This is a genomic window from Dactylosporangium sucinum, from assembly GCF_014647515.1.
GTDB classification, from domain to species: domain Bacteria; phylum Actinomycetota; class Actinomycetes; order Mycobacteriales; family Micromonosporaceae; genus Dactylosporangium; species Dactylosporangium sucinum.
The window spans coordinates 56,720-79,990 of sequence record NZ_BMPI01000034.1; the positions used below are offsets into that span (position 1 = coordinate 56,720).

Here is a 23,271-nt window from a genome sequence, read left to right on the forward strand (position 1 = left end):
GTCAGCCCACCAGCAGGGACGCGGTGACGGTGGCGGTCGCGGGGATCGTCGTGACTCCGGGCAGGACGTCGACGAGCAGCGGGTCGTAGTACACCGTGACTGTCACGACGATGTGCTGCCCGTCTTCGGAGACGACGGCTTGCCACTGGGTGACGCCGGCGGTGACGAGGTAGTCGCGTATCGCGTCAATCGCCTTCGCGGTGTCGACCGCCTTCGTCTCGCCGTTGATGGCTTCGGGCAGCCGGATCGCCTGTCCCCCGGCTCGGGCCGCCTCGGCGGCGATATTGTCGGCCCGCTGGGCGGTTCGGACGTATCCCGCGCCATCGCCGGCCAGGCCGATCATGGCGAAGAGCCCGGGCAGGACGATCGCGTAGAACAATCCGATCCGGCCGGCGTCCGGCTCAGACCTGGCGGCGGCGAGCAGCTTGCGGATCATCCGGCTCGGCTCCTGAACAGATCCAACGGTGAGGCGTACTCCACCCTGATCCACCGATCGGTCGGCGTTCCCGGCAACGCCCCGGCGGACAGGTCGACCCGGCACTCGACGGTCACGGTCACGCTGGCGGGCTCGCCGGCGTCGCGCGCGAACTGCGAGGTGTCGACAGCGACCAGGAGAGTCAGGCAGCGCAGACCCTGGCCGTCGAGGGTGCTCACCACCGATTCTTCGGCGCGGCGCTGGGCGGTAGCGGCATCCCGGGACAGCGACGCAGCCCGCGCCGCGGAGTACGCGGCGGCGTCGACAGCAGCGTTGGCGAGCGAGACCCGGCCGACGAGCATCGCAAAGGATGCGAGCAGCAGCATGCTGGGCGCCAGGATCGCCAGCTCGACGGTCACGGAGCCGCGCTGTCCATCTCGACGCTGCATGCCCCGGGACATCACGGACTGCTCTCCGTGGTGAACCGCTCGATCGGGCTGTAGGCGGTCTGGCTGACCCGGAACCGCATGCCGAGCCACCCGAGCGCCGTGCCCGTGACGGTGACGCGGACCCCGATCACCTCGCCACCGCCCTCAGCGACCGGGACCACGACGACGTCCCAGTCGGTGAGGACGTCGCCCATACTTGCCAGGTAGGCGGCGGCCCGCGCCTCGCCGGCGCCCGGAGGAGCGGCGAACGCGGACTCGGCGGCAGCGCCCTTCTGCGCGGCCGCGAGGGCGACGGTGCGCGCGTGGAAGACGTTCGCCACCTGCACGCCGACCAGGATGAGCACGACGAAGACCGGAAACAGGATCGCCATCTCGACGTTGGTCGAGCCTCGATCGTCCCGGAGGCACCTGCCCAGCCGGCCGGTCATGGTGCCGGAGCGGCCGGGGCGGCGGCGTCCGGCCACATCCCAATCCAGCCGTACACGTAGTCGCTCACGGCGGCGAGCAATGCGAGCGCAAGGATCGCCCCGACCGCGTAGATGATCGCGGTGGGCACCACTTCCCCGCGGTCGTCCTCGCGAAGCGCGACCATCAGCCGCCACACGCGCGCTGCGATCGAGTTGATTACGTCCATCGGGGACCTCCTTGTTCAGCGGTCAGTTCACGGCGGGTGCGTCCAGCAGTCGCGCCGCGAAGGGGTACAGGGCGAGCAGCATGAGCACGATCAGCAGCAGCGCGCCGGGGATCTCCAGCTGGGAGGTGCGCAGTTCGGCGCGGGTGAGTTCGTCGGTGCGGATCTGGGCGCGTAGCGACGTCGCGCGTGCGCGCAGCGTCCGGTACACCTGGGCACCGGTCACGCCGGCGGCCTGCATGATGTCGCTGAGGTCGCCCAGCTCCGGCACGCCGACGTCGGCGCCGAGCCGCCGGAGTCCGTCCCAGGGCGCGGTGACTTCGAGCTCGGCGCGCAGGAGCGTCTGGCGGATGCGGGCGAAGACCCATCCGGTGCCTTTGCTCGCTGCCCTGGTGAGGGATTCTTCGGTACCGCGGCCGGCCGCACGCTGCAACGCGACCAGGTCGATGAATGTGCACACCGCGCGGCGGCACGCGCGCCGAGCACCGGCGGCCTTGCGAGCGACGTCGCGGTAGACGACCAGGACGAACAGGGCGGCGCAGCCGATCGCGGCAACGACGGGAACCCCGGCGCCGAAGGTTCGTCCCGTCAGCCCGAGCAGTCCGAGCAGGACTGATGGGAGCGCGAGGCCGATCAGTCCGCTTACGACCAGGCTGGTAAGGAACTCCTCGGGTCTGCGGCCGAGCAACTGCAGGTCTTTGACCGGGACGACGCGGAGCAGTTTGGCGGTGAGCCGGCCAATGACCCTGGACTGTCGGACATGTGCTGGGCGGTCATCCGCCGCTTGGAGCCGGACGAACGCCGGTCCGAGCGGCGGGCCGGCGGGGCGCAGCTCGTGGGCGACGAGGAAGAGCGCCAGGCCGAATCCGGCGCCGATGACGGCGGCGATGCCGACCCACGTGACGGTCATGACGGGTTCCGCGTGGTGGAGAGGAAGCGCGCGTCGGCCGGTGGCAGGCTCAGCGATCGCGCCCACCAGAGACAGCCGACGAACGCGCAGGCCAGCAGGGCCAGGACGAGCTGGCCACGCGGTTCGGCGTAGGGCGCGGTGTACTGGCGGCTGGCGATGCCGACGCCGACCAGGACGACCGAGCCGATGGTGAGGAACTGGATCTGGAATCGGGCCCGGGCCCGTTTCGAGGTGACCTCGCGCCGCATGGCGACCTCGTCGGCGGCGGCCTCGGCGATGCCGGTCAGCGCGTCGGAGAGCCTCGCGCCGCGGTCGCTGAGGTGGAGCGCCAGCGCGACGACCACCTGGTCGCTGATCGGGTCCTGCAGCGCGTCGGCAAACTCGTAGAGCGCGGCTTCCGCGTCCCATCCGGCTTGGATCCGAGCTGCGAGGAGCTGCACTTCGGCGGAGATCGCCGTCGGCGGGGCCTGTGCGGTCTCGACGATCGCCTCCTGCAGGCCGACGCCGGACTCCTCGATGTCACGCAGGCGCCGGGTCCACGCCTCGACCGCCTCGACGCGGACGGCGCCGCGCTGCTCCTCCTTGCCGGCGGACAGCAGCCATGGCACGCCCGGGACAGCGACGGCAACCAGCGGCGCGACGACCGGAACACCGCTGACGATCCACGCGAGCGCTCCCGCAGCGACCGAAGCGACCAGCCACATCCGATGCCGACGCCGCGCCTGCGCGTTCGGGTCCGGGCCGTGCCACAGCCAGCGCGCCCGCATCGCCCATCGCGACGGCGGTCGCTCCGTCCGCTCAGGATCGGCGACGGCGCTGATCGCCAGCGCCACGCTGCCGACGAGGCCCGCACCGACCACAGCGGCTGCGACGGTCGGATTCATGCGTGGCTCCTCAACCTCGGGAGAGGCCGAGGCCATGCGCCTCGGCCACGGGGCGTGATGAGCACGATGGGGTCGTAGCCGGCGAGGAGAAGCTGTCGCTTGAGGCGGTCCGGCTGGTGGAGAGGCACGGCCCGTCCATCCGGCCCGGGACCGAAGACGTGGGTGGTGCGCGGGCGACCTGCCTCGGTTAGGCCACCGACCTCCACGACGTGCGACACGAAGCGGTGCCGGCGTCCGCCGATCGCGCTCTCGTCGACCATCGTCACGTACACCACGAGGTCGAGGGCGTTGGCGACCTGGAGGTGGGCGCGGCGGTCGGAGTGTTCCTGCCGGTGGCTCAGGGCGAGTTCCACGACTCGGTCGAAGACCAGGCCCGGCTCGCGGGCGTGGATCGTGCACAGCGATCCGTTCGTGGTGCCCATCGCCTGGAGCATGGCGACGATCTCGCGCGACTTGACCTCCCCGACGATGATGTGCCGGGCGTTGAGCTGGAGGCTGAGCGGGATCAGGTCGTCGAGGGTGATCTCGCCGGCGGGCCGGCCGTCCGGGCCGCGCTCGCCGTGCCCTTCGCGCGCCTCCATCGAGACCGCCCACGGATGTCGGCCGGTCTTGTGCAGGCCCAGCTCGCGGGCCTCCTCCAGGACGACGAACCACTCATCCGCTGGGATCTCGCTGGCCAGAGCACGCAGCAGCGACGTCTTCCCGCTGCCGGGGACGCCGGCGACCATGATGTTGAGCCCGGCCCGCATCGCCGCGCGCAGAAAGTCCCGCAGCAGCGGGTCGATCATTGCGGTCTTGTTCGGGTCGGTCCGGTCGAGGTCAACGAGTTCGTCCAGGTCGACGCTGAGGATCTGATGGTTGCGGATCACCGCCACCGGCCGAGGGGTCACCAGGTACGTCGCCGCCAGGCGCTGGCCGGTGGGCAGCTCCATGCTCAAGGTCGGCTTGTCCTTGGTCAGCGCGCGCTCGGTACCGCCGGCTCGTCTTGCCAGCGCCTGCAGCATCAGCACGAGGTCTTCGTCGCTGTCGGCGACCGGGTCGGCCAGTTCGATCCGGCCGTCGGGGCGCTCGATCCGGACGCCGTCGCAGCCGAGGACTGTGATCGTGTCGAACGGATCGCGTAGCAGCCGCTCCAGCCGGCCCAGCCCGAGCAGCGCGGCGAGCACGGCGTCGAGCAGCCGCCGCTCGTAGTCGGGGCCGAGCGGCGATCCGGTCATGGTCTGCCGATCGACGTAGTCCCGGACACGTTGTGCCGCGATGCGCCGGCTTTCGGTGTCCAGGTCACGCGGCGAGAGGTAGACGCGTTCGGCGAGCGCTCGCGAAAGCTCGTCGCTCACCACTACCTGAAGCTCTCGGACGACGGTGTAGTCCGGATCCTCGAAATGCTCGTAGTGCCGTTCGACCGGTGAGGCTGCGGCGGAGCTCCGCCATTTTGGCCGTTCAGACGTCTGCATGTTCGACCTCCTGTCGCCCTGCGACGGTCGATCCAGCTGCTGCGGCGGCCCGCAGCAGTGGCTGGCGGGTCTTGACCGTGCCGCCGTGGGTGAGGACCCGCGCTGAGCGCTCGTCGCTCGGCAGCCGTGCCATGACCGGCACTTCCATGTGCCACGAAACGATCCGGTCGTCGTAGTCGCCGTCGCCGACGACGAGCAGGCCCAGCTGGCCGCCAGGGACGGTGTCGGCGAGGAGCGTCTGGACCAGCGCCCGCGCCGGCAGCAACGAAGCCAGCACGGGCCGGACGACGATCAGCGTCAGGTCCGCCTGATGCACCAACGGCCACGGCGCATGCGGTGCAACCAGCCGCCCGCAGTCGACGATGACGTCGAGGCCAATGTCCTGGCGGAGTGAGGCGAAGAACGACGCGAGCCGGTACCAGTTCGGGTCCAGGCTGACCGCCTGGTTGGGGTTCGCGATGCCGGGCAGCAGCAGCCGTCGCCGGTCCGGCGGGTCGAGGTCGACCAGCTGCGACCAGAACTGCTCGCGCGCCTGACCACGCAGCTCCGCGACGATGAGCTGCATGAGCCCACGTCCCCCGTCGAGCTCCAAGTGCTGGAGGTAGCCGGCGGCGACCGACCCGCCGGACGGATCGCACTCGGCGAGGACCACCGGGCCCGGCCAGGTCAGCGCGAGCGCCAGTCCCGACGTCGTCACCCCCGGGGAGCCCTTGGCGCTGGCCAGGCACACGACGACCATGGTCAGTTCCCCGAGGTGAGCGTCAACACGAGCCGTCCCTGGGCTGCGAGCCGCGCGACCTGCGGTCCGTCGTTGTCCCGCACGGCGACGGATACGGTCGCGGACCCGTCGCGGGCACCGGCGATGACGTGGACCACGGTGGCCGGGATGGACGGGGCAGGCTCGATTGGTTTGCCCTGCGCGGTCTCGTCCTGTGTCGACACGAGCAGTACCGCCGCTCCTGGACGAAGTGGTGTCGACGGCATTTGGCCGGCCTTCAGCGCGAGTCCGACCACCTGCTCACCTGGTGCCGGGAACGGCTTGTCAACGAGGGCGCCGTCAGACAGCAACGTTCCGGCCAGCAGCGGGATGAAGCTGTACTTGCCGACGACCGCTTGGGTCCGGTTCTGCGGTACAGGAGCCAATCCGGGATCCGGGTTGAGGTGAACGGTGACGAGGTCGGCCGCCGCGAGCCGGGCGCCGGCCGGCACGTCCCTGGCGAGGGCCAGGTACGGCTGGGTGCGGCTGACGTAGCCGAACAGCGCGACCGCCGCCAGCGCGAACACCGCCATGAGCGCCAGCGCCAGGCCGAGGCGGCCCCGGCGCACGGTGCGCCCACGCACCACTCGCGGCTGCGGGATCGCTGCTGTGGGCGTTGTGGTCATCCGGTCACCACCTGCAGCTCGTCGATCCTGATCGAGGTCGTGGCGACGCGGGTCACGGTCTCGGCGCCGCTGGCGCCGCCGCCTCCCACCCACCAGTCGATGTGCCATGTCGTCGTTGCCGTCACCGTGTAGCGGCCACCCGGCTTGGTGCGGCTCGGTGCCGAGTAGCCGTCGTAGCCGCATGTCGGCGAGCTGGAGCTGCCCTGTGCCGCCTTGTCGTAGGCGGTGCCCGGGTTACCGCACACGACGGCGTGGCCGTCGCCCATCTCCCAGCGGATCTTGGTGGCGTTACCGCGTGCGGTGACTGAGAGGCCGGGCACTGCAGCGGTTGCCGTGATCGGGCCCCAGGTCTGGGGCGTGACAGTGGTCCACATCCACACCGGCAGGCCGACGAGGCCGGCGCCGTCCCGGCCCGGGCTGATGCCGATCTGCGCGGCGCGCATCGGCAGGTCGCGGACCGCCCGGGCCGCCAGCTCGGCCGGAGTCGGTGCGCCCGCAGTCCCGGGTGGCGGGTCGTCCCGCCATACCAGGGTGCCGACGACGTCGCCGAAGCAGCGCTGCCGATACACGGCGCCGTCGCCTGGTGCGTGCCCGCCCCACGCCGGGTCCCCGGCGGGCGGCTGGGGTGATTCGAAGGCGTAGTAGCAACCGTCGGCCGGGTTCAGGTGCCCCCACCCCGGCTGGGTACACGGGACGACGACTCCGTTCGCGGTGCATTTCTCGCTGCCGCCTCCCCCGCTCCCGCCTGGCGTGCCTCCGCCACCACCTTCGCCCGGCTTCTCGGCGACGACCTTGCACTCGCCGACTGGCGGGCAGGTCCAGTAGTCCGCAGACGCCGGCTCCGCCGCCAGACCGATCGCCGCAGCAACGGTCGTGGCAACAATTGTGCTGCGCAGGGCCGGCGTCAGCACGGATCGCCCCGGTAAGCCGTCGACTCGTAGACGTACCACTTAGCGTTGACCCGCTTCGCTTTCACGACGACCGGGTAGCGCTTTGGCTGCGCCGGTGGCGGTGTCTTGCCACCTACCGCGTGCCAGTTCGTGCCGTCGAAGCAGTCCTCGATCACGGCCTGGCCATCGGAGAGCTGGAGCTCTGTGACCGCCGGCGTCCAGGTCGGTCGGCCGTCGTTGTGCACGCCATCGATTGACATGATGTACATGCTGTTCAGCAGCTGGCCCAGGAGCGGCTCGCCGACGTAGGCGGCCAGCTCGGTGGTGCGATAGTCGGCCGTTGCCGACGCCTTGATGTACGTAGCCAGATAGCCGTTGTAAACGGCGAGGATCTGACGCCGTGCCTCGTCCTCTTCCAGGCTTGTGGTCGGTGTAGCGCTGGCGCTTCCGGAGATTTCCGGCAATGTCGGTCCGGTCTGTACGTCCTCGCCGCATCCTGCGAGCGTGGCTAGGACCATCCCCAGTACCAGCACCGCCCGTGTTCGGATCCACGTCGTCACGATCATGCTGCTCAACCTCCCCCGTAGAGCTGTTATCCACGGGTTTAGCGCGCATCGATGGCCATCCGCTACGCACTGTGCGGTGCGCATTCACGGCTCGTACCCTGTCGTACGCACTTGGCGGTGCGTTCTCAGCGGCGCGCACACTCGGCATGGAGACATGGCACGGAACCAGCCCACGCGCGGCCTTGTCGTGACGCGTGGGACACGACCACACTGTGGCCTAACGCGCGGAACGTCGATGCTGCCGCGGGAGTCTGACTCGTGGGAGCGGATCGGATGGAATCGCCAGGCGATCGCCGAGACCTGCAATCCGTGATCGATTTCCTGGGAACACCCCTGATCGTCGACGTTCTGCGGACGATCCGAGACGGGCGCCCGCCGCGCGAGAACCCAGACCTCTGCCGGTACGGCGACGCCGTCGACGTGGCCGTGGACGCACTCGCCGCAGCGGGAGCGGTTTGCCGCCATCCCGGGGCCCAGCATCCAGGCGAGCCGACGCTCGTGTTGACCACCAAGGGGCGGCTCGTCTGCTCGCTGGTGGACGAGGTCGTCGGCTTCGATTTCGACGAGGCCTGCTAGGGAGTGTGTCGAAGTCGGTCACAGCCATTCGTTAATCGCGGCGATGTGGAGGGTGGCTTCGTAGCGCACGGCGAGTTTGTCGAAGCGGGTGGCGACGCCGCGGTTGCGTTTGAGCCGGTTGATGGTGCGCCACGAGGCGCTGGTGTCCGGATGGGGGTGGAAGACCGTCCATCTCCTTGCTGTCGTAGCAGCGGGAAGAAGCTGGAGGCAGCCTGAGCCGGGGATCGCCGGGGAGGGTGGGAGCAGCCTCGACAAAGTCGTGTCGGTTCAGTACTACCGGATGGGCTGGGCGCGGTGAGCGAGACGGGAAGGTATACGCGAGGAACCGGTGACGTTACGCCTCTTGACGGCTCGCCAGCTCTAACCCGGTGGATTTGGGCTGGTTCGCGGTGCGCACCCGGTCATTGATCATGGCTGGGGAACTTCGGGTCCGGTCTCATCAGCTGGGGCTTGGAGGCCACGGTGAATGGTCTACGGCAGTAGCCGTGGCGATACCGCAGGGGCAGAGCCGGGTGCCTAACTCGTCGACCGGACAACAGTGAACGTGGGAATCACCCGCTTCCGTTCCATGCATCTTCTCGGCCAGAGCAGACATGTGGTGGATAGGCGCGATGCCGGCCGAAGGCGCGGGTGAGGCGGAGCCGCCGTAGTACTCCGAGCCAGGGAGAGCCTGTGCACATGGGGAAGGGCGGCAGCGTGTCAGTCAAAGAAGGAAGGCAATGTCCGAAGATGCGCCGGTGAATACCAGCGCCGTGCTGTGGCCAGATCCTGATTCGGCCATGCGCATGGTACGGAGTATGCAGACTAAATTGCACCGCTGGGCGGCCGGAGATCCCGGTCGCCGGTTCGGTGACCTGTTCAACCTCGTCGACGATCCGGCGTTCCTAGTGCATGCCTGGGAACGGGTGTCCACGAACAAGGGCGCCCGGACCGCAGGGATCGACAGGGCCACTGCGGCCCAGGTCGAGGCTTGGATCGGGGTCGAGGCTTTCCTGGAGCACGTCCGGGACGCGCTGAAGTCAGGCGAGTTCCGGCCGGTCGAGGTGCGGCAGGTGATGATCCCGAAGGGAACGTCCGGGAAATTCCGGAAACTGGGGATTCCAACTATCGCTGATCGCGTGGTCCAGGCCAGCCTGAAACTGGTGCTCGAACCCATCTTCGAGGCGGACTTCAAACCGTGTTCGTACGGGTTCCGTCCCAACCGGCGGGCACATGACGCCATCGCTGAGATCCACTATTTCACCGCCAACCCCAGGAACTATCAATGGGTGCTGGAGTGTGACATCAGAGCCTGCTTCGATGAAATTTCGCACACGGCTTTGATGGACCGCCTCAGGGTGAGGGTCAAAGACAAGCGTATCTGCGCGCTGGTGAAGGCGTTCCTCAAGTCCGGGGTCTTCACTGAACTCGGAAACAAGGAAGAGACACTGACCGGCACCCCACAGGGCGGTATCCTTTCACCGTTGCTCGCTAATATCGCGCTATCCGCGCTGGACGATCACTTCGACCGGCAATGGCAGCAACAGATGAAAACCGGCGGTCAACGAGCCAAACGCAGAAGACACGGCCAAGGCAACTGGCGCCTCGTCCGCTATTGCGACGACTTCGTCCTGGTGGTGTCCGGGGAACGCCGCCATGCCGAGGCTCTGCGGGAGGAGGTGGCGGCCGTGCTCGCACCCCTGGGGTTGCGGCTGGCACCGGAGAAGACCGCTGTGGTCCACATCGACGAGGGCTTCACGTTCCTCGGCTTCGACATCCGCAGAATGCGGAAGCGGGGGACAACGAAGTATTGCGTCTACACCAAACCGTCCAAGAAGGCCATCCAATCGGTCAAGGACAAGGTGAAGACCAAGACCTACAGGTCAACCCGCCACATGGATCCGGACGAGCTGATCCTCAGCCTCAACCGGTCATTGGCGGGCTGGGCGAACTACTTCCGGCACGGCGTGTCCAAAGCGACCTTCAGTGCGGTCGACTCGTTCGCATGGGAACGGTTGATGCGCTGGATACGCGCGAAGTACGCGGGCAAGACCGAACTGTCCATGAAGGAACTCCGCCGTCGCTTCTGCGACCAAGGGTGGAGATTCGCCCACAACGGGGTCGTGTTCATCGGCGCGTCCAGCGTCGCGGTGACCCGCTACCGCTTCCGCGGTAGCACCATCCCTACCCCGTGGACCCCGAAACCGGCAGCAGCCAACAGCTGACCCGCGGGAAAGACACGTGGAGCGCCCGATGCGCGGAGACGCGCACGTCGGGTGCGGCGGGCGGGCCGGGGAAACCCACCGTGAGCAATCACGGCAGGGCGCCCCGGTCCGACCCAACCCGCACTCGACGGCGTGACGTTGTTTGTAGGTCTCGGGGTCGAAGGCCGGTGGCCGGCCGCCCTTCGACCCGAGTTTGCGCCGGTTGGCGTCCTGGTCGGTCTTGGACGGGATGGTCGCCTTGATCCCGCGGCGGCGTAGGTAGCGGCGGTTGGCGCGGGAGGTGTATGCCTTGTCGGCCAGGACCCGGTCCGGGCGGGTGCGCGGCCGGCCGCCGTGCAGCCGGGGTACCCGGATGCCGTCCAGGACCACCGTGAACTGCGGGCTGTCGCCGCGCTGGCCTGCGGTCAGGACCACCGACAGCGGCTTCTGGCCCTGCTCGCAGCCCAGGTGAACCTTGGTGGTCAGCCCGCCGCGGGACCTACCCAGCGCGGGTCGGCTGGTTCGTCGCGGACTCCGCCGGGCGGATCCGCCTGCAGATCCCCCTTTTGCGTGCCCCGGCGGCGTGCTGATGCGCTCGGGCGGTCGTGGAGTCCACCGACACATCCCAGGTGATCTGCCCGGCCGCGTCGGCGAGGGTCTGCAACGCGGTCAGGATCTGCGCCCAGACTCCGGCTCGCTGCCACCGCCGGAACAGCCCGGCCACCGCGGACCACGATCCGTAGCAGGGCGGCACGTCCCGCCATGGGGCGCCGACCCGGACCCGCCACCGGATCCCGTCGATCAACTGCCGCTTGCTGAACAACGACGGCCGACCCGACCGTTGCGGCTTGGGCAGCAACGGTTCCAGCGCTGCCCACTGCGCGTCGGTGAGGTCATGCCGCCGTGTCACCGCTAAGGTGTCCACGAGGTCTCCGGTGCAGGTTCTTCTTGGTCGATGAACCAACTACCGGAGACCTCGCCCATTGTCGATCTCCGACACGCACCCGATCACGTCAGACCAGGTCACGCCACACCCTCGACTTCGACACACTGCCTAGCCCACGGACGCCCAAGGTTGGCGTTTCGGATGGCATCACAGCGAGAAATTTCGATCTCTGCGAACAGTGCCGGCGCTTCCTTGACGCGCGAGGTAGCGCCGCACGCAAACTGGTGTCGACGAAATGTCGGGTTTCGACGTGGAGCACAGACCAGCCGGGCGCAAGGGGGACGGTGGCGTGGAGTTCGGCGATCTCCTGGAAATCCGGGAACTGCTGCAGTACCAGCACGTGATCGGCGCCGTGGTCTGCCTCGGCGAGCGCCCGATGCGCTACGGCGAACTCGGCAGCGCCATCACCGAGTGGACCGGCAGCCGCATCGGCGACGGTGAGGTAACCCGAACCGTCCACCGGCTGGTCGGGAGCGGACTCGCCGACGAGACGTACGCCCAGGGACACCGCCTGCTCGTTCTCACGGCAGCGGGAATGCAACGGCTCGACACGATCCGCGCACTGGGACGGGCCCTTCGCCGCGGCAACAGCAGGATCGCCGCCCACTCTGCGGAGCCTGACCACATAGGAGGGTCATCAGGTGATGAACCGTAGCGCTGGTGCCGAGCGACCGACGCCGCCCAGCACCAGCTGTCGCTGAGTTCGGCAGCGTTCATGAACGCGTGGGCTCCCGCGGCCATGGCTGGCGTCGGCATCCTTGTCGGGTCTGCAGCGCGCGTCGAGGTCTTCCGTAGCTCCGTGCCCGCCGGCTCGCCACGACAGGCAGCGTGTCCCCGTTGTGCTTGCGAGCTTGTCCACCCGGGACGCCTGTGGCACAGCTGGGCTGTTCTCTGCCGCGGGACTTGCCGTTCGTGCGGCTCGCGCATCGGCCCCCCACTCGCCGCTGTCGAATTGGCGACGGCGTTCCCCTTCGCCGCCTTGACATTGTGCGTCGATGCGCTGGTCCCGCTGCTGGTCTACTGCTTCGTGGCTGCCGTGGGCGTCACGCTCACCTTCGTCGATCTGGCTGTGCATCGTCTGCCCGACCGGCTGACCATCACGCTGGCTACAGGCGTCGTGGCGGCGTTCGGAATCACTTCCCTCGCCGACGGCGAACGCATGGCATTGCTGGAGGGGCTCGTCTCGGGCCTTGGCGTGGCATTGGTCTACGTGTTGATGTGGTTGGTCACGAGCGGTGGAATCAGCCTTGGCGACGCGAAGCTAGCCTTGGGCCTAGGGGTCGTTGTCGGCTGGTCCGGCTGGCGATCCGCCGTCTTCGCAGTGGTTTTGGGCCTCGTCCTCACTGGACTCGCGGCAGTCGTGTTGTTGTCCGCCGGGCGGGCAAGCCGAAACGACCCCATTCCACATGGCCCGTTCATGATCCTCGCAGCGCTCACGACGGTCAGCGCCATACACACATGGTGACGGTCGCGCGGCCGCGGGAAGCGTGCCGGTCGCTGGGCGCCGGGGTTCGAACCCGGGTCTGGCGCCGCGTTCTGGTGCTCAATCGCGCCGCGGCCGCCTTCGGTGCCGCCAGGCGCCCGGCATTGGCTGCAGGTCGAGGTCAGCACGGAGCAGAACATTCCTCCGAGGAGCGGCGCACGTTCTTCCGTCAGTACGCGACCCGGAGGCGCTCACCGCACGGTGACGACGCTGTCGCGGTTCAGCCGCGCGGTACACAGTGGACAGTGCACATTCAATCGACGCCCTCGGCTGCCCGCCTCCCCGGGGCCACCGATAGTGGACAGCGGGCGCCGACGCATCGCGGCGTCGCCGGTGCCGGTCGCGGCTCGGCCGTGCCCGGCACCGACCAACGTTTCACCGGGCGAGCCAACCTCCGTCGACCGGGATGATGGTCCCGTGGATGTAGGCGGCGGCGTCGGAGGCGAGGAATACGGCAGCGCCCGAGATGTCTTCGGGTCGTCCCCATCGACCAGCCGGGATTCGCTTGAGAATCGCTTCGTTGCGTTCCGGATGGTCCTGCAGGGCCTGGGTATTGTCCGTGGCGATGTAACCCGGAGCGATGGCGTTGACGTTGACCCCGGACCCTGCCCACTCGTTGGCCAATGCTCGAGTGAGGCCAGCGATGCCCGACTTGGCGGCGGCGTAGCCTGGGACGTTGATGCCGCCCTGGAAGCTCAACATCGACGCGGTGAAGATGATACGACCGGCGCCCCGGGCCAACATGCCAGCGCCGATTTCACGGGCAAGCACGAACTGGGCGGAGAGATCGACCTCCAGGACGTGGTCCCAGTCGGCGTCGCTGTGTTCGGCGGCGGGGGCGCGTCGGATGGTGCCGGCGTTGTTGACGAGGATGTCGACCGGTCGGCCAGCCGCAACCAGTGTGGCGGCGAAGGCCGACACGGCCGCGCGGTCGGCGAAGTCGACGCTGTGTGCCGCGAAGGTACGGCCAAGGGCCTCGACCCGCTTGCCGGCTTCGCTGCCTTGCGATTCGAGGGAGGCGCTGACGCCGATGATGTCGGCCCCTGCTGCGGCGAGTGCTTCGGCCATCGCCAGTCCTATGCCGCGTCGGCAGCCGGTTACCACGGCGAGTCGTCCGGTCAGGTCGAAGGGGCTCATGCGTTGCCTCCGCAGTCAATGAGGACTTTCACGTCACCGCCGGTCTCGAGGGCAGCGAATGCGTCGGCGACGTGTTCCAGCGGTACGATGCGGGAGATGAGTCGGTCGGCCGGCACGTCTCCGGCGTGCACGAGTCGCACTGCCGCTTCGTAGTCTTCGCGTTGGTAGACCCGCACGCCGACGATCTCCAGCTCCCGCCAGAAGACGCGGTGCAGGTCGATCTCGCGGGCCTTCGGGTGGATGGCCACGACGACGAGGCGGCCGCGGACAGCAAGTAGTTCGGTGGCCAGGCGCACGCCGGCGGCGGAGCCGGAGACCTCGAAGACCACGTCCGCGCCGGCGCCGCCGGTTCGTTGCTGGATTTGCGCAGCGACATCGGTTGTCTGCGGATCGAGCGCCGGCAGTCCCAGCTGGGCGGCCACGGCGCGACGGTGGGGGTCGAGCTCCAGGACGGTGACCTTGGCTCCGGTGGCCTGGGCGACCTTGCCGATGAGCAGTCCGACCGGGCCGGCGCCGATAACGACGGCGGACTCGCCTGCGGTGAGCCGGGACCGGCGGACATCGTGTACTGCGACTGCGGTCGGCTCGATGAGGGCGGCTTGTTCCAGCGGCAGGTCCTCGGGCAGCCGGACCAGGATGTCCGCCGGCACGGTCCAGGACTGCTGCATTGAGCCACTTGAATCGATGCCGATGAAGTTCAGCCGGTGGCAGATGTGATTGTGGCCAGCCTCGCAGGCCGGGCACTCGCCGCACCAGGCGAGCGGCATCACGGTGACCGGGTCGCCGGGCGCCCATCCGGTGACATCGTCGCCCACCTCGGCGATTCGGCCGGACATCTCGTGTCCGATGACGGCGGGCAGCTGGACGCGGTGGTCCATGGCGCCGTGCAGGATATGCAGATCAGTGCCGCAGATGCCGGTGTATGCGACGTCGATGCGGACCTGTCCGGTCCTGGGCGGCACGCGTTCGGCGGTGTCGACGGTGATGGTGTGTTGGCCGGTGTAGTGGGCGGTTCTGGTCATGCCGTCTCCTCATTCAGGTGCCAGACCTCCTGCATCGGCGCCCACCAGTGCCCGGAGCCGGGTTCGGCGAGGGACTCCTGGCATGGGTCGGTCAGCGTCCACCATTGTCTGGTGCGAGGGTCCGCCGCGATGCGGGCCTGGTCGGCCTCGTGGTCGTCGCCGACGTACTCGTAGTAGCCGACGAGTAGATCGCCGTGCAGGAAGATGGAGTAGTTACGGATGTTGGCTCGAACAAGCATCTGTTCGACGTCCGGCCATACCGATCGGTGCAGCAGCAGGTACTCCTGCCGCTGCCCGGGCCGCAGCCGGATGATCGAGCAATAGCGCTGCATATCAGGCCTTCCTGGTGTTCTCGGGCCGGCCGCTGGGCCAGGCATAGCCGAGCACCGGCGCGAGAACCTTTTCAATGTCGACAAGCAGTTCGGGATCCGTCGGCTCCAGCGCCCAGCGCACGTTTCGCGCCATATTGCCGGGGCTGGCGGAACCGACGAAGGTAGTCGCGAATGCGGAGGGCTCGGCGGCGAACCGGACGGCAACCTGGGCGATGTCGGTCCCGCGATCGGCGCACAGACGCGCGGCGGCTGCGGACGCCTCGCGGACGGCCGCGGGGGCCGGGTGCCAGGGCGGCGCGCCACGCTGGGAGAGCAGGCCCATGCCGAGCGGGGAGGCGTTCATGACGGCGGTCCCACGTGCGGCAAAATGCGGCACGGCCTCGAGCAGTGCCCGATCGAGCAGGGTGTAGCGGCAGTAGGACAAGACGGTATCGACTGGAGCCTCGGCGGCAACGTGGGTCAGGGCTTCCAGGGGATAGCCGGTGATGCCGACGAAGCGGACTTTGCCCTCCTCCTGCAGGCGGCGCAGCGCCGGGAGCGCCTCCGCGGCAACCTGGCCGAGGTCGCCGAACTCGATGTCGTGGCACTGGATGATGTCGAGGTGATCGGTGCCGAGCCGGGCCAGGCTCTCCTCGACGCTCGCGACGACGCGGGCGGCGGAGAAGTCGAAGTCGTCCTCACCGTAGCGTCCGACCTTCGTCGCCAGAATGTAGCTGTCCCGATCGATGCCGTGCAGGGCGCGGCCGAGGACGGTTTCGGCGACGGTCGCGCCATAGTAGGGCGAGACATCGATGATGTTCACCCCAAGGTCGAGCGCGGTACGCACCGCGCGGATGCCGGCGTCCTGGTCGATCGGCGCGAAGACGCCGCCGAGCGGCGAGGCGCCGTATCCGAGCATCGACACGCGCAGCCCGGTTTTGCCGAGTGTGCGGTACTGCATGGGAGTCGCGCCTTCCTGACATCTGATGTCTACTCGATTCCGCCCAGGAGATGCGGAGCTGTGGGGGGAAACCCCGGACCACGGTCGACGATTCATCTGACGTGGGAGATAAGATGGCGGCTCTGGCGGGTGGAGGAGGCCGGTGTGGCACTGACGGATGATGCGATCGCGAAGATCCGCGGCATGATTCAGTCCGGCGCGCTGCCGCCCGGGGCGCGGCTGCCGACCGAGCAGCAACTGTCGGTGCAGATGGGCATCTCGCGGAGCGGGGTCCGCGAGGCGGTGAAGGTGCTCGAGGCGGCCCGCGTCCTCGACGTCCGCCGAGGCGACGGCACCTACGTGACGAGCCTCGCTCCGCGGCTGCTGCTGGAGGGCCTCGGCTTTGCCCTTGAGCTGCTCCGCGATGACACGCTGCTGGAGGTCATGGAGGTGCGCCGCATGCTGGAGCCGGTCGCCACCGGTGTGGCCGCCTTGCGCATCACCGACGAGGATCTCGACGAGCTCAGCAAGATTCTCGACGACATGCGCAGCGCGGCCGACGACGCCGAGCGGCTTATTCAGTACGACGCGGCATTCCACCGCACTGTCGCCGCGGTCACCGGCAACGAGACGTTGACCTCGTTGCTCGACGGCCTGTCCGGGCAGACCCTGCGGGCGAGGGTGTGGCGCGGGCTTATCGAGGGCAACTCGTCGCACATCACGCTCGCCGAGCACGAGGCGATCTATCACGCGCTGCGTGATCGCGACCCTTTGCTCGCCCAGGCAAGTGCACTTATGCACGTCAATACTTCGGAATCGTGGCTGCGGGCGGTGCTTGCAGCGCCACCGGAGGAGCCGGCCGACTCCGTCGCACCGCAACGGAGTCAACGGTCCACCGCCAATCCGTAAGTGCGCGCCGCCGTGCCGCCGAAGACCTCGTCCCACGCAGGCGGTGGCAGCACCTGCTCAAGGGCGATGCGGACGTCACCGTAGCTGGCGGCCAGCAGACAGACAGGCCAGTCGGAGCCGAACATCAGCCGGCCGGCGCCGAACTCGGTGACGGCGACATCGACGAAGGGCCGCAGCTGCTCGTGCGTCCACCCGGGGCCGGCCTCGGTCACCATGCCGGACAGCTTGCACGTCACATTGGCGTTGCCGGCCAGATCGGTGAACGGCCCGCGCCAGTCGCGCAGACCCGCCGTGCCTTCGTCGATGCGCGGCTTGCCGAGGTGGTCGAGGACGAGGCGCAGCTCGGGCACGGCGGCGGCGGCCCGGGCCGCCGCCGACAACTGGTCGACCCGGATAACCAGGTCAAATGCAAGGCCGGCGGCAGCCACCGTGGCAAGCCCGCGCCGCACATCCGCCCGGTCGAGATATGCCGGATCCGCCTCACCCTGCACCTGCGATCGAATCCCGACCAGCAGCTCACCGCCACGCAGCCGACGGAATCCCGCGATGGTTGCGGCCAGTTCGGGATCTGCCACGTCAGCCCATGCCACCACTCCAACGATCTCCGCGGTGTCCGCTGCGTAGCCGAGGAACTCGGCGGCCTCATCAACATGGCAGCGACCGCCCTCGACCAGCACGGTGCGGTCGACTTTGGCGCCGGCGAGCTCAACCCGTAGCTCGTCGGGGGTGAAAGCGCGGCGGATGCCGGCCAACGCGGGGTCGTTCAGCCACGTGTAGCCGCGTTCGGGCCGCCACAGATGGTGATGTGCGTCGACGATCACTCGGCCGCCCACTCCGGTCCTTCGGGAAAGCTGTACGCCGTCAGCGACTCCGCCACGATCTGCGCGCTCATGCCGGGCGCGGTGGGCGCCAGGTAGCGGCCGCCGCTGACTCGCACCGGATGGACGAAGTGCTCGTGCAGGTGGTCGACGTACTCGATGGCCCGGTTCTCTGTCGTGCCGCTCACGGCTACGAAGTCGAACATCGCCAGGTGCTGCACGAGCTCACACAGCCCGACACCGCCGGCATGCGGACACACCGGCACACCGAACTTCGCTGCCAGCAGCAAGATTGCCAGGTTCTCATTCACGCCACCGACCCGGCAGGCGTCGATCTGCACGACGTCCACGGCGCCGGCCTGCAGGAGCTGTTTGAACATCACGGCGTTGTGCACGTGCTCGCCGGTCGCCACCTTGATCGGCGCCAGAGCCTTACGGACGGCGGCATGGCCGAGCACGTCGTCGGGCGACGTCGGTTCCTCGATCCAGTAAGGGTCGAACTCGCGCAGTTCGCGCATCCAGCCGATGGCGTCGGGCACGCCCCAGATCTGGTTGGCATCGACGGCGATGCGCGTCTTCGGGCCGACGGCCTCGCGAGCGATCGCCATGCGGCGCACGTCATCGGCGAGGCTGCCGCCAACCTTGAGCTTAATCAGCTCGTAGCCGTCCTCGACGGCCTCTTTGCACAGTCGCGCGAGCTTTTCGTCGTCGTAGCCCAGCCAGCCCGGCGTGGTGGTGTACGCCGGGTAGCCCTCTCGCCGCAGCAGTTGTTCGCGAGCGTCGCGGTTGATGCTCGCCGCGCGCAACAACTCGAGGGCCTCGACCTCTGTCAGCGCGTCACGCAGGTAGCGGAAGTCGATCTGGGCGACGATCTGCTCCGGCGTGAGGTCGGCGAGCAGTTTCCACAGCGGCTTGCCGGCACGGCGGGCGGCAAGGTCCCACACCGCGTTGACGAGTCCACCGGCGGCCATGTGGACCACACCCTTCTCCGGCCCCAGCCAGCGGATCTGGCTGTCTCCGATGAGCCGGCGGGCCAGTGCCCCGGGGTCGGCGACGAGCTCGGCGACCGGCTGCCCGACGACCATCTCGGCGAGGGAGCGCACCGCGGCCACCTCGATCTCGGTGCCACGTCCCACCGTGAAGATCAGACCGTGGCCCTCCGCGCCCTCGGTGGTGCGCAGCACGACGTAGGCGGCGGAGTAGTCCGGGAAGGGGTTCATCGCGTCCGAGCCGTCGCGGTGCCGGGACGTGGGGAACCGCACGTCGAGGGTGTCCACGGACAGGATCGTTTCAGTCACAGTTGCTCCTGGGGTTGGTCCGGCGCCGCGCAGCGGCCCGCGAATGCACGATGAGCCGCTGGCGGAAGCCGCGCTCGCTCACCCACATACATCTGATGTATTTGTACCGCGGCGGCCGGCCCTACGTCCAGTACTCGGCTCCAACTGACCGTCTAGCAGCACATATTCGCGACCACCGCCGACCCGTCGCTCGCGATAGATCCTATGAATGTGAGATAGGGGCCGGATGCGCCCACTCGCACCCGGCCACCCACCCACCCTGGAACGACCGGTCAGGTCTGCGCCTTGCCGCCCGTGATGCGCGACACCACCAACGCGACCAGGATGACCGTGCCGTTGAGGAAGTTGGTCCACTGCGCCGGCACGCCGGCGAGGGTCAAAACATTGATAATCATAAATAATAGCAGGATGCCGGTGAACGCACCGAACACCGTGCCCTTGCCGCCATTGAGGCTGACGCCGCCGATGACCGCCGCGGCGAACACTTGGAAGATCGCTCCGTCACCTTGCGCCGCCGGCACCGCCGCGAGCCGGCCGGAGATGAGTAGCCCGGCGAGCGCGGCGAGCATGCTGGCGACGATGAGCGTCAGCCACAGCACTCGGTCGGTGCGGATGCCAGCCGCACGGGCAGCGTCGATGTTGCCGCCGATCGCGTAGAGTGCCCGGCCCGCTCTCGTGAACCCCAGCACGACGACCGCCAGGGCGAAGAGCAGCAGTGAGATCCAGATCGATGCCGGGACGCCGAGCCATGACGTGGACCCGAGGTACCGCATCGACTCCGGGAGGGCGAAGAACGTCTTGCCGCCGGACACGCCGGTCAGCAGGCCGCGCAGCACGATCAGCATGCCGAGCGTGACGATGAATCCGTTGAGCCCGAACCGTACGATCAACAGGCCGTTGAACGCGCCGACGAGGGCTCCGACGAGCAGCACCACGGGGATGGACAGCGCATCGGGCAGGACGTTGAGGCCGAGTCCGTGCGTCACCGCTGGGTCGATGATCAGCCACGCCGCAATCCCCGGTGCCAGGCCGAACGTCGACTCCAGCGACAGGTCCATCTTGCCGGTGATGAGCACCAGCGTCTCGGCGAGGACGACGATGGAGATCTCCGACATGCTCTGCAGCACGTTGATGATGTTGTCGGACTGCAGGAATACCGGGTTGACGATGAAGCCGACGATCGCGACGGCGACGATCGCCGGCACCAGCGCCAAGTCGCGCAGGCGTGCGATCGCGATGGTCCGCCGTCGCGTGGCGGGCGGGGGCGCCGCCGACGAGGCGGTGGCGTCCAGAAGCGTGTCAGACATGGTCGAGATCGACCCCTTCCATGGCGGCTACCAGGTCGTTGTCGCGCCAGCCGGACGGCATCTCGCGCACGACACGACCCTGGAACATGACCAGCACGCGGTCGCAGATACGCAGGTCGTCCAGCTCGTCTGAGACGACGAGCACGACGCTGCCGCGCTCACGCACGTCATCGATGACGCCGAGCAGCGTCTGTTTCGAGCGCACGTCGACGCCGGCGGTCGGCGCGATGAGCACCAGCAGCTTCGGGTCGCTGGCGAGGGCGCGGCCCATCACCACCTTCTGCTGGTTGCCTCCGGACAGGTCGGAGACCGGCACGTGTGGACCGGACGCCTTAATAGCCAGCGCATCGATGGTCCGGCGAGCGAAGGTGTCGCGCCGGGCCGGTGAGATGAGCCCGCCGGCGGAGATCCGGTCCGGCACGGTCATGGTGACGTTCTCCGCGATGGACAACAGCGGCACGAGGCCCTGGTGGTGCCGATCCTGTGGCACCAGACCGACACCGGCTGCAATCGCGTCGGGCACGCTGCCTGGCCGCACCCTTCGACCATCGACGGTCACCGTGCCGGCAGCGGGCTTCGCCAGGCCGACAACGGCCTCGGCGACCTCGAGCTTGCCGCTGCTACCGCCGCCGGCAAGCCCGACGACCTCGCCGGCCCGAGCCTCGACCGTGATCTCGGCGCCGGATACGGTCCGTAGTTCATGGACCACCAGGCGGACCGGGGCGGCGGCGGGTGGCGGCGGCCGGTGCGTCGCTTCGGGTAGGCTGACGTCCTCGCCTGTCATCGCGGCGACCAGGGCCGCGCGGTCGAGCTGGGCCACCGGCGCGGTGATGACATGGCGCGCGTCGCGGAACACCGTCACCTGGTCGCAGATGTCGTAGATCTCCTGCAGGTGATGGCTGATGAACAGGAATGTGACGCCCTGCGCCCGCAGTGCCTCGATGCGCTCGAAGAGCCGGGCGATGCCGGCACCGTCGAGTTGTGCGGTCGGCTCGTCGAGAATGATGAAGCGCGCACCGAACGACAGTGCCCTCGCGATTTCGACGAACTGCCGTTGCTCGACCGTGAGCGCCGACGCCGGTTGCTGGACGTCCACGTCGACCGACCAGGTGGCCAGTAGTTCTCGGGCGGCTCGGCGCAGCGCTCCCCACCGGATGAGCCGGGCCGGTCCGCGGTCGTGCCGGTTGAGGAAGAGGTTCTCGGCGACGGTGAGCGTCGGGATGATGGTCGATTTCTGGTAGACGCACGCGACGTTGCGCCGCCACGCGTCTCGGTCGGCCAGGCCCGGTGCCGGGCGGCCAGCGAACGCGACCCAGCCGGTGTCGGGCGCCTGGAGCCCGGTCAGGATGCTGACCAGAGTCGACTTTCCCGCGCCGTTGCGGCCGACGAGCGCGTGGGTCTCCCCCGGCCGCACGACGATCCCGGCGCCATCGAGGGCGACCGTCGATCCGAAGCGTTTGGTGATGTTGACGGCCTCAACGGCGGGCCGGTCGTCGCCGACCGGCCCGCCGATCGTGCCGTGCTGGTCGAGCGTCATGCGTTGTTGCCCCAGAGGGTTGCATCGTCGTACTTCAGCGTCTTCTCCCCGCCGATCGTGGCGCCGTCGGCGGTGACCAGCGGTGCGGCGAGCTGGTCTTCCAGCAGGCCGTCACGGACCTGGATGATGGTGCTGTTGTGGTCGGTCGGGCCGGGCTGGAACGTCTTGCCCTCGATGCCGGCCTTGGCGTAGTAGAGGCCGTACTTCGCGAACAGGTCGGCCGGCTGACTGACCGTCGCGTCGATGAGGCCTTCCTTAATGTTCTTGAGCTCCTCGGGGATGCCGTCGTTCGACACGATGAAGACGTGCTTCGGGTCGGTCGGGGCCACCTGCAGGCCCTTCTGCTTGAGCACCTGCAGGGTGCCCGACAGCGCGAAGGACGACTGCATGTAGATCCCCTTGATGTCCGGGTCGGACGCGAGGCGGGTCTGCAGCTTCGACGCCGCGACATCGCCCTTCCAGTCGGTCGCCTCACCGAAGACGGTGATGCCGGGGAAGTCCTTCTTCATGCACTCGTTGAACGCCTCGGTGCGGTCCCGGCCGTTGATCGAGTCGAGCCCGCCCTGCAGCATCACCACCTTGCCCTTGCCGCCGAGCTTCGTGCCGAGGAACTGGCATGCCTTCGTGCCGTAGGCGCGGTTGTCCGCTCGGACGACCATGAACACCTTGCCCGTGTCGGGCCGCGTGTCGATCGTGACGACGGGGATCTTCTTGCTCGACAGCTGTTCGAGCGTGGGCGCGATCGCAGCCGTGTCCTGCGGCGCCATCACGACACCCTTGACACCCTGGCTGATGAAGGTCTGGGTGTTGGAGATGAGGCTGGCGATGTCGTTCTGCGAGTTCGTCGTCTTCAGCTCGACGCCGAGCTCCTTGGCCGACTGCGGCACGTACTTGATGTAGGAGTTCCAGAAGTCCGTGTCGGACCGTGGGTAGTCGACACCGATGAGCGGCGCGGAGCCGCCCGAGTCACCGCCGGACGACGAGTTGTCGCTGCAGGCGGTCGTTAACGCGGTGGCAGCGATCATGGTGAGGACGCCGAGGCTGCGCAGGGACGTACGGTGCATCAGTCTCCTTCCGGGAGCGCAACGGCGCTTCGCCGTCGACGAGGCGGGCCGCGCGACGGCACGCCGGACTAGCCAGGCGGGGTGTCCTGGGGCGCTCCGCGAAGGGGTATTTGAGGGGTGTGGTCAGACCGCCCACAGAGCGGTATTCATCAGATGTC

General features: G+C 68.5%; 25 protein-coding genes and 2 pseudogenes. 5 read left to right on the forward strand and 22 right to left on the reverse strand.

Going from position 1 to position 23,271, the window contains the following annotated elements:
• Nucleotide 1: 1 nt before the first annotated feature.
• From IEZ31_RS30615 to IEZ31_RS30665, 11 genes are all read right to left on the reverse strand, one after another.
• On the reverse strand, nt 2-436 hold the full coding sequence (locus IEZ31_RS30615) for a pilus assembly protein TadG-related protein (protein ID WP_190253491.1): 435 nt from the start codon (nt 434-436) through the stop codon (nt 2-4).
• Entirely contained in the window at nt 433-834 is a 402-nt protein-coding gene (locus tag IEZ31_RS30620; protein ID WP_373294719.1) for a TadE/TadG family type IV pilus assembly protein, read from the reverse strand. Before IEZ31_RS30620 ends, IEZ31_RS30615 begins: the two co-directional genes overlap by 4 nt.
• A gap of 41 nt (nt 835-875) precedes the next feature.
• Nucleotides 876-1,292, reverse strand: a complete 417-nt coding sequence (locus IEZ31_RS30625; RefSeq protein WP_268241699.1) for a TadE/TadG family type IV pilus assembly protein — start codon at nt 1,290-1,292, stop codon at nt 876-878.
• Complete coding sequence (locus tag IEZ31_RS30630) at nt 1,289-1,498, reverse strand: hypothetical protein (RefSeq protein ID WP_190253493.1); 210 nt, start codon at nt 1,496-1,498, stop codon at nt 1,289-1,291. The genes IEZ31_RS30625 and IEZ31_RS30630 overlap by 4 nt, the downstream gene beginning before the upstream one ends.
• A 22-nt stretch (nt 1,499-1,520) precedes the next feature.
• The gene (locus IEZ31_RS30635; RefSeq protein WP_229835999.1) at nt 1,521-2,471 is read right to left on the reverse strand and encodes a type II secretion system F family protein; all 951 of its coding nucleotides are present in this window, start codon (nt 2,469-2,471) and stop codon (nt 1,521-1,523) included.
• Entirely contained in the window at nt 2,402-3,289 is an 888-nt protein-coding gene (locus IEZ31_RS30640; RefSeq protein ID WP_190253495.1) for a type II secretion system F family protein, read from the reverse strand. Before IEZ31_RS30640 ends, IEZ31_RS30635 begins: the two co-directional genes overlap by 70 nt.
• Entirely contained in the window at nt 3,286-4,626 is a 1,341-nt protein-coding gene (locus IEZ31_RS30645) for a CpaF/VirB11 family protein (protein ID WP_229836000.1), read from the reverse strand. Before IEZ31_RS30645 ends, IEZ31_RS30640 begins: the two co-directional genes overlap by 4 nt.
• 103 nt (nt 4,627-4,729) lie before the next feature.
• Complete coding sequence (locus tag IEZ31_RS30650; RefSeq protein WP_190253497.1) at nt 4,730-5,482, reverse strand: CpaE/TadZ family protein; 753 nt, start codon at nt 5,480-5,482, stop codon at nt 4,730-4,732.
• A 2-nt stretch (nt 5,483-5,484) separates the two neighbouring features.
• Entirely contained in the window at nt 5,485-6,126 is a 642-nt protein-coding gene (locus IEZ31_RS30655; protein WP_190253498.1) for an SAF domain-containing protein, read from the reverse strand.
• A complete protein-coding gene (locus IEZ31_RS30660; RefSeq protein WP_190253499.1) occupies nt 6,123-6,695 on the reverse strand; it encodes an ATP/GTP-binding protein in 573 nt (190 codons plus the stop codon). The genes IEZ31_RS30655 and IEZ31_RS30660 overlap by 4 nt, the downstream gene beginning before the upstream one ends.
• Before the next feature lie 335 nt (nt 6,696-7,030).
• Nucleotides 7,031-7,582, reverse strand: coding sequence for a hypothetical protein (locus IEZ31_RS30665; protein WP_190253500.1), 552 nt, complete (start codon nt 7,580-7,582; stop codon nt 7,031-7,033).
• 309 nt (nt 7,583-7,891) lie between these two features.
• Here IEZ31_RS30665 and IEZ31_RS30670 point away from each other — a divergent pair, with 309 nt between their 5' ends.
• Nucleotides 7,892-8,158 (forward strand): hypothetical protein, encoded by a 267-nt coding sequence (locus IEZ31_RS30670; RefSeq protein ID WP_190253501.1) that lies wholly within the window; start codon nt 7,892-7,894, stop codon nt 8,156-8,158.
• Between the two features lie 18 nt (nt 8,159-8,176).
• Here the strand turns inward: IEZ31_RS30670 and IEZ31_RS56995 are convergent.
• Nucleotides 8,177-8,281, reverse strand: a pseudogene (locus IEZ31_RS56995) (IS5 family transposase); the annotation flags it as partial.
• Nucleotides 8,282-8,877: 596 nt separating this feature from the next.
• On the opposite strand from IEZ31_RS56995, the gene ltrA reads away from it, so the two are divergent.
• Entirely contained in the window at nt 8,878-10,362 is a 1,485-nt protein-coding gene (ltrA, locus tag IEZ31_RS30675) for a group II intron reverse transcriptase/maturase (RefSeq protein ID WP_190253502.1), read from the forward strand.
• 108 nt (nt 10,363-10,470) lie between these two features.
• On the opposite strand, the pseudogene IEZ31_RS30680 reads toward ltrA, so the two are convergent.
• Nucleotides 10,471-11,266, reverse strand: a pseudogene (locus IEZ31_RS30680) (IS5 family transposase); the annotation flags it as partial.
• Nucleotides 11,267-11,576: 310 nt separating this feature from the next.
• On the opposite strand from IEZ31_RS30680, the gene IEZ31_RS30685 reads away from it, so the two are divergent.
• Together IEZ31_RS30685 and IEZ31_RS30690 are read left to right on the forward strand one after the other, a co-directional pair.
• On the forward strand, nt 11,577-11,942 hold the full coding sequence (locus IEZ31_RS30685; RefSeq protein WP_190253503.1) for a hypothetical protein: 366 nt from the start codon (nt 11,577-11,579) through the stop codon (nt 11,940-11,942).
• An 84-nt stretch (nt 11,943-12,026) separates the two neighbouring features.
• Entirely contained in the window at nt 12,027-12,752 is a 726-nt protein-coding gene (locus IEZ31_RS30690; protein ID WP_190253534.1) for a prepilin peptidase, read from the forward strand.
• Nucleotides 12,753-13,145: 393 nt separating this feature from the next.
• Here the strand turns inward: IEZ31_RS30690 and IEZ31_RS30695 are convergent, their stop codons facing one another.
• From IEZ31_RS30695 to IEZ31_RS30710, 4 genes are read right to left on the reverse strand one after another with little or no spacing between them, the layout of a single operon-like run.
• Nucleotides 13,146-13,907: an SDR family oxidoreductase gene (locus tag IEZ31_RS30695; RefSeq protein WP_190253504.1), complete on the reverse strand. Its 762-nt coding sequence runs from the start codon at nt 13,905-13,907 to the stop codon at nt 13,146-13,148.
• Nucleotides 13,904-14,869 carry a zinc-dependent alcohol dehydrogenase gene (locus IEZ31_RS30700; protein WP_229836002.1) on the reverse strand — a complete coding sequence of 322 codons (966 nt, stop codon included), beginning with the start codon at nt 14,867-14,869 and terminating at the stop codon, nt 13,904-13,906. Before IEZ31_RS30700 ends, IEZ31_RS30695 begins: the two co-directional genes overlap by 4 nt.
• A 56-nt stretch (nt 14,870-14,925) precedes the next feature.
• Nucleotides 14,926-15,261 (reverse strand): L-rhamnose mutarotase, encoded by a 336-nt coding sequence (locus tag IEZ31_RS30705; RefSeq protein ID WP_190253506.1) that lies wholly within the window; start codon nt 15,259-15,261, stop codon nt 14,926-14,928.
• Nucleotide 15,262: 1 nt separating this feature from the next.
• Nucleotides 15,263-16,201, reverse strand: a complete 939-nt coding sequence (locus IEZ31_RS30710) for an aldo/keto reductase (protein WP_190253507.1) — start codon at nt 16,199-16,201, stop codon at nt 15,263-15,265.
• 144 nt (nt 16,202-16,345) lie between these two features.
• Here IEZ31_RS30710 and IEZ31_RS30715 point away from each other — a divergent pair, with 144 nt between their 5' ends.
• A complete protein-coding gene (locus IEZ31_RS30715; RefSeq protein ID WP_190253508.1) occupies nt 16,346-17,089 on the forward strand; it encodes a FadR/GntR family transcriptional regulator in 744 nt (247 codons plus the stop codon).
• Here IEZ31_RS30715 and IEZ31_RS30720 read toward each other — a convergent pair.
• The 5 genes from IEZ31_RS30720 to IEZ31_RS30740 form a co-directional block, all read right to left on the reverse strand.
• Nucleotides 17,065-17,910 carry an amidohydrolase family protein gene (locus tag IEZ31_RS30720; RefSeq protein ID WP_190253509.1) on the reverse strand — a complete coding sequence of 282 codons (846 nt, stop codon included), beginning with the start codon at nt 17,908-17,910 and terminating at the stop codon, nt 17,065-17,067. The two genes, IEZ31_RS30715 and IEZ31_RS30720, sit on opposite strands and share 25 nt — an antisense overlap.
• Entirely contained in the window at nt 17,907-19,205 is a 1,299-nt protein-coding gene (locus IEZ31_RS30725; RefSeq protein ID WP_190253510.1) for an enolase C-terminal domain-like protein, read from the reverse strand. The genes IEZ31_RS30720 and IEZ31_RS30725 overlap by 4 nt, the downstream gene beginning before the upstream one ends.
• Before the next feature lie 272 nt (nt 19,206-19,477).
• Nucleotides 19,478-20,512 carry an ABC transporter permease gene (locus tag IEZ31_RS30730; RefSeq protein ID WP_190253511.1) on the reverse strand — a complete coding sequence of 345 codons (1,035 nt, stop codon included), beginning with the start codon at nt 20,510-20,512 and terminating at the stop codon, nt 19,478-19,480.
• Nucleotides 20,505-22,049 (reverse strand): sugar ABC transporter ATP-binding protein, encoded by a 1,545-nt coding sequence (locus IEZ31_RS30735; protein ID WP_190253512.1) that lies wholly within the window; start codon nt 22,047-22,049, stop codon nt 20,505-20,507. The genes IEZ31_RS30730 and IEZ31_RS30735 overlap by 8 nt, the downstream gene beginning before the upstream one ends.
• Entirely contained in the window at nt 22,046-23,113 is a 1,068-nt protein-coding gene (locus IEZ31_RS30740; RefSeq protein ID WP_229836003.1) for a sugar ABC transporter substrate-binding protein, read from the reverse strand. The genes IEZ31_RS30735 and IEZ31_RS30740 overlap by 4 nt, the downstream gene beginning before the upstream one ends.
• Nucleotides 23,114-23,271 lie beyond the last annotated feature (158 nt).

Excerpts from the sequence above, each read along its gene's own strand:
- IEZ31_RS30735 (WP_190253512.1), bottom strand. The coding sequence starts at position 22,049 with ATGACGCTCGACCAGCACGGCACGATCGGCGGGCCGGTCGGCGACGAC.
- IEZ31_RS30740 (WP_229836003.1), bottom strand. The coding sequence starts at position 23,113 with ATGCACCGTACGTCCCTGCGCAGCCTCGGCGTCCTCACCATGATCGCT.
- IEZ31_RS30695 (WP_190253504.1), bottom strand. The coding sequence starts at position 13,907 with ATGAGCCCCTTCGACCTGACCGGACGACTCGCCGTGGTAACCGGCTGC.
- IEZ31_RS30730 (WP_190253511.1), bottom strand. The coding sequence starts at position 20,512 with ATGTCTGACACGCTTCTGGACGCCACCGCCTCGTCGGCGGCGCCCCCG.
- IEZ31_RS30705 (WP_190253506.1), bottom strand. The coding sequence starts at position 15,261 with ATGCAGCGCTATTGCTCGATCATCCGGCTGCGGCCCGGGCAGCGGCAG.
- IEZ31_RS30615 (WP_190253491.1), bottom strand. The coding sequence starts at position 436 with ATGATCCGCAAGCTGCTCGCCGCCGCCAGGTCTGAGCCGGACGCCGGC.
- ltrA (WP_190253502.1), top strand. The coding sequence starts at position 8,878 with ATGTCCGAAGATGCGCCGGTGAATACCAGCGCCGTGCTGTGGCCAGAT.
- IEZ31_RS30665 (WP_190253500.1), bottom strand. The coding sequence starts at position 7,582 with ATGATCGTGACGACGTGGATCCGAACACGGGCGGTGCTGGTACTGGGG.
- IEZ31_RS30640 (WP_190253495.1), bottom strand. The coding sequence starts at position 3,289 with ATGAATCCGACCGTCGCAGCCGCTGTGGTCGGTGCGGGCCTCGTCGGC.
- IEZ31_RS30650 (WP_190253497.1), bottom strand. The coding sequence starts at position 5,482 with ATGGTCGTCGTGTGCCTGGCCAGCGCCAAGGGCTCCCCGGGGGTGACG.
- IEZ31_RS30625 (WP_268241699.1), bottom strand. The coding sequence starts at position 1,292 with ATGACCGGCCGGCTGGGCAGGTGCCTCCGGGACGATCGAGGCTCGACC.
- IEZ31_RS30710 (WP_190253507.1), bottom strand. The coding sequence starts at position 16,201 with ATGCAGTACCGCACACTCGGCAAAACCGGGCTGCGCGTGTCGATGCTC.
- IEZ31_RS30655 (WP_190253498.1), bottom strand. The coding sequence starts at position 6,126 with ATGACCACAACGCCCACAGCAGCGATCCCGCAGCCGCGAGTGGTGCGT.
- IEZ31_RS30630 (WP_190253493.1), bottom strand. The coding sequence starts at position 1,498 with ATGGACGTAATCAACTCGATCGCAGCGCGCGTGTGGCGGCTGATGGTC.
- IEZ31_RS30690 (WP_190253534.1), top strand. The coding sequence starts at position 12,027 with ATGGCTGGCGTCGGCATCCTTGTCGGGTCTGCAGCGCGCGTCGAGGTC.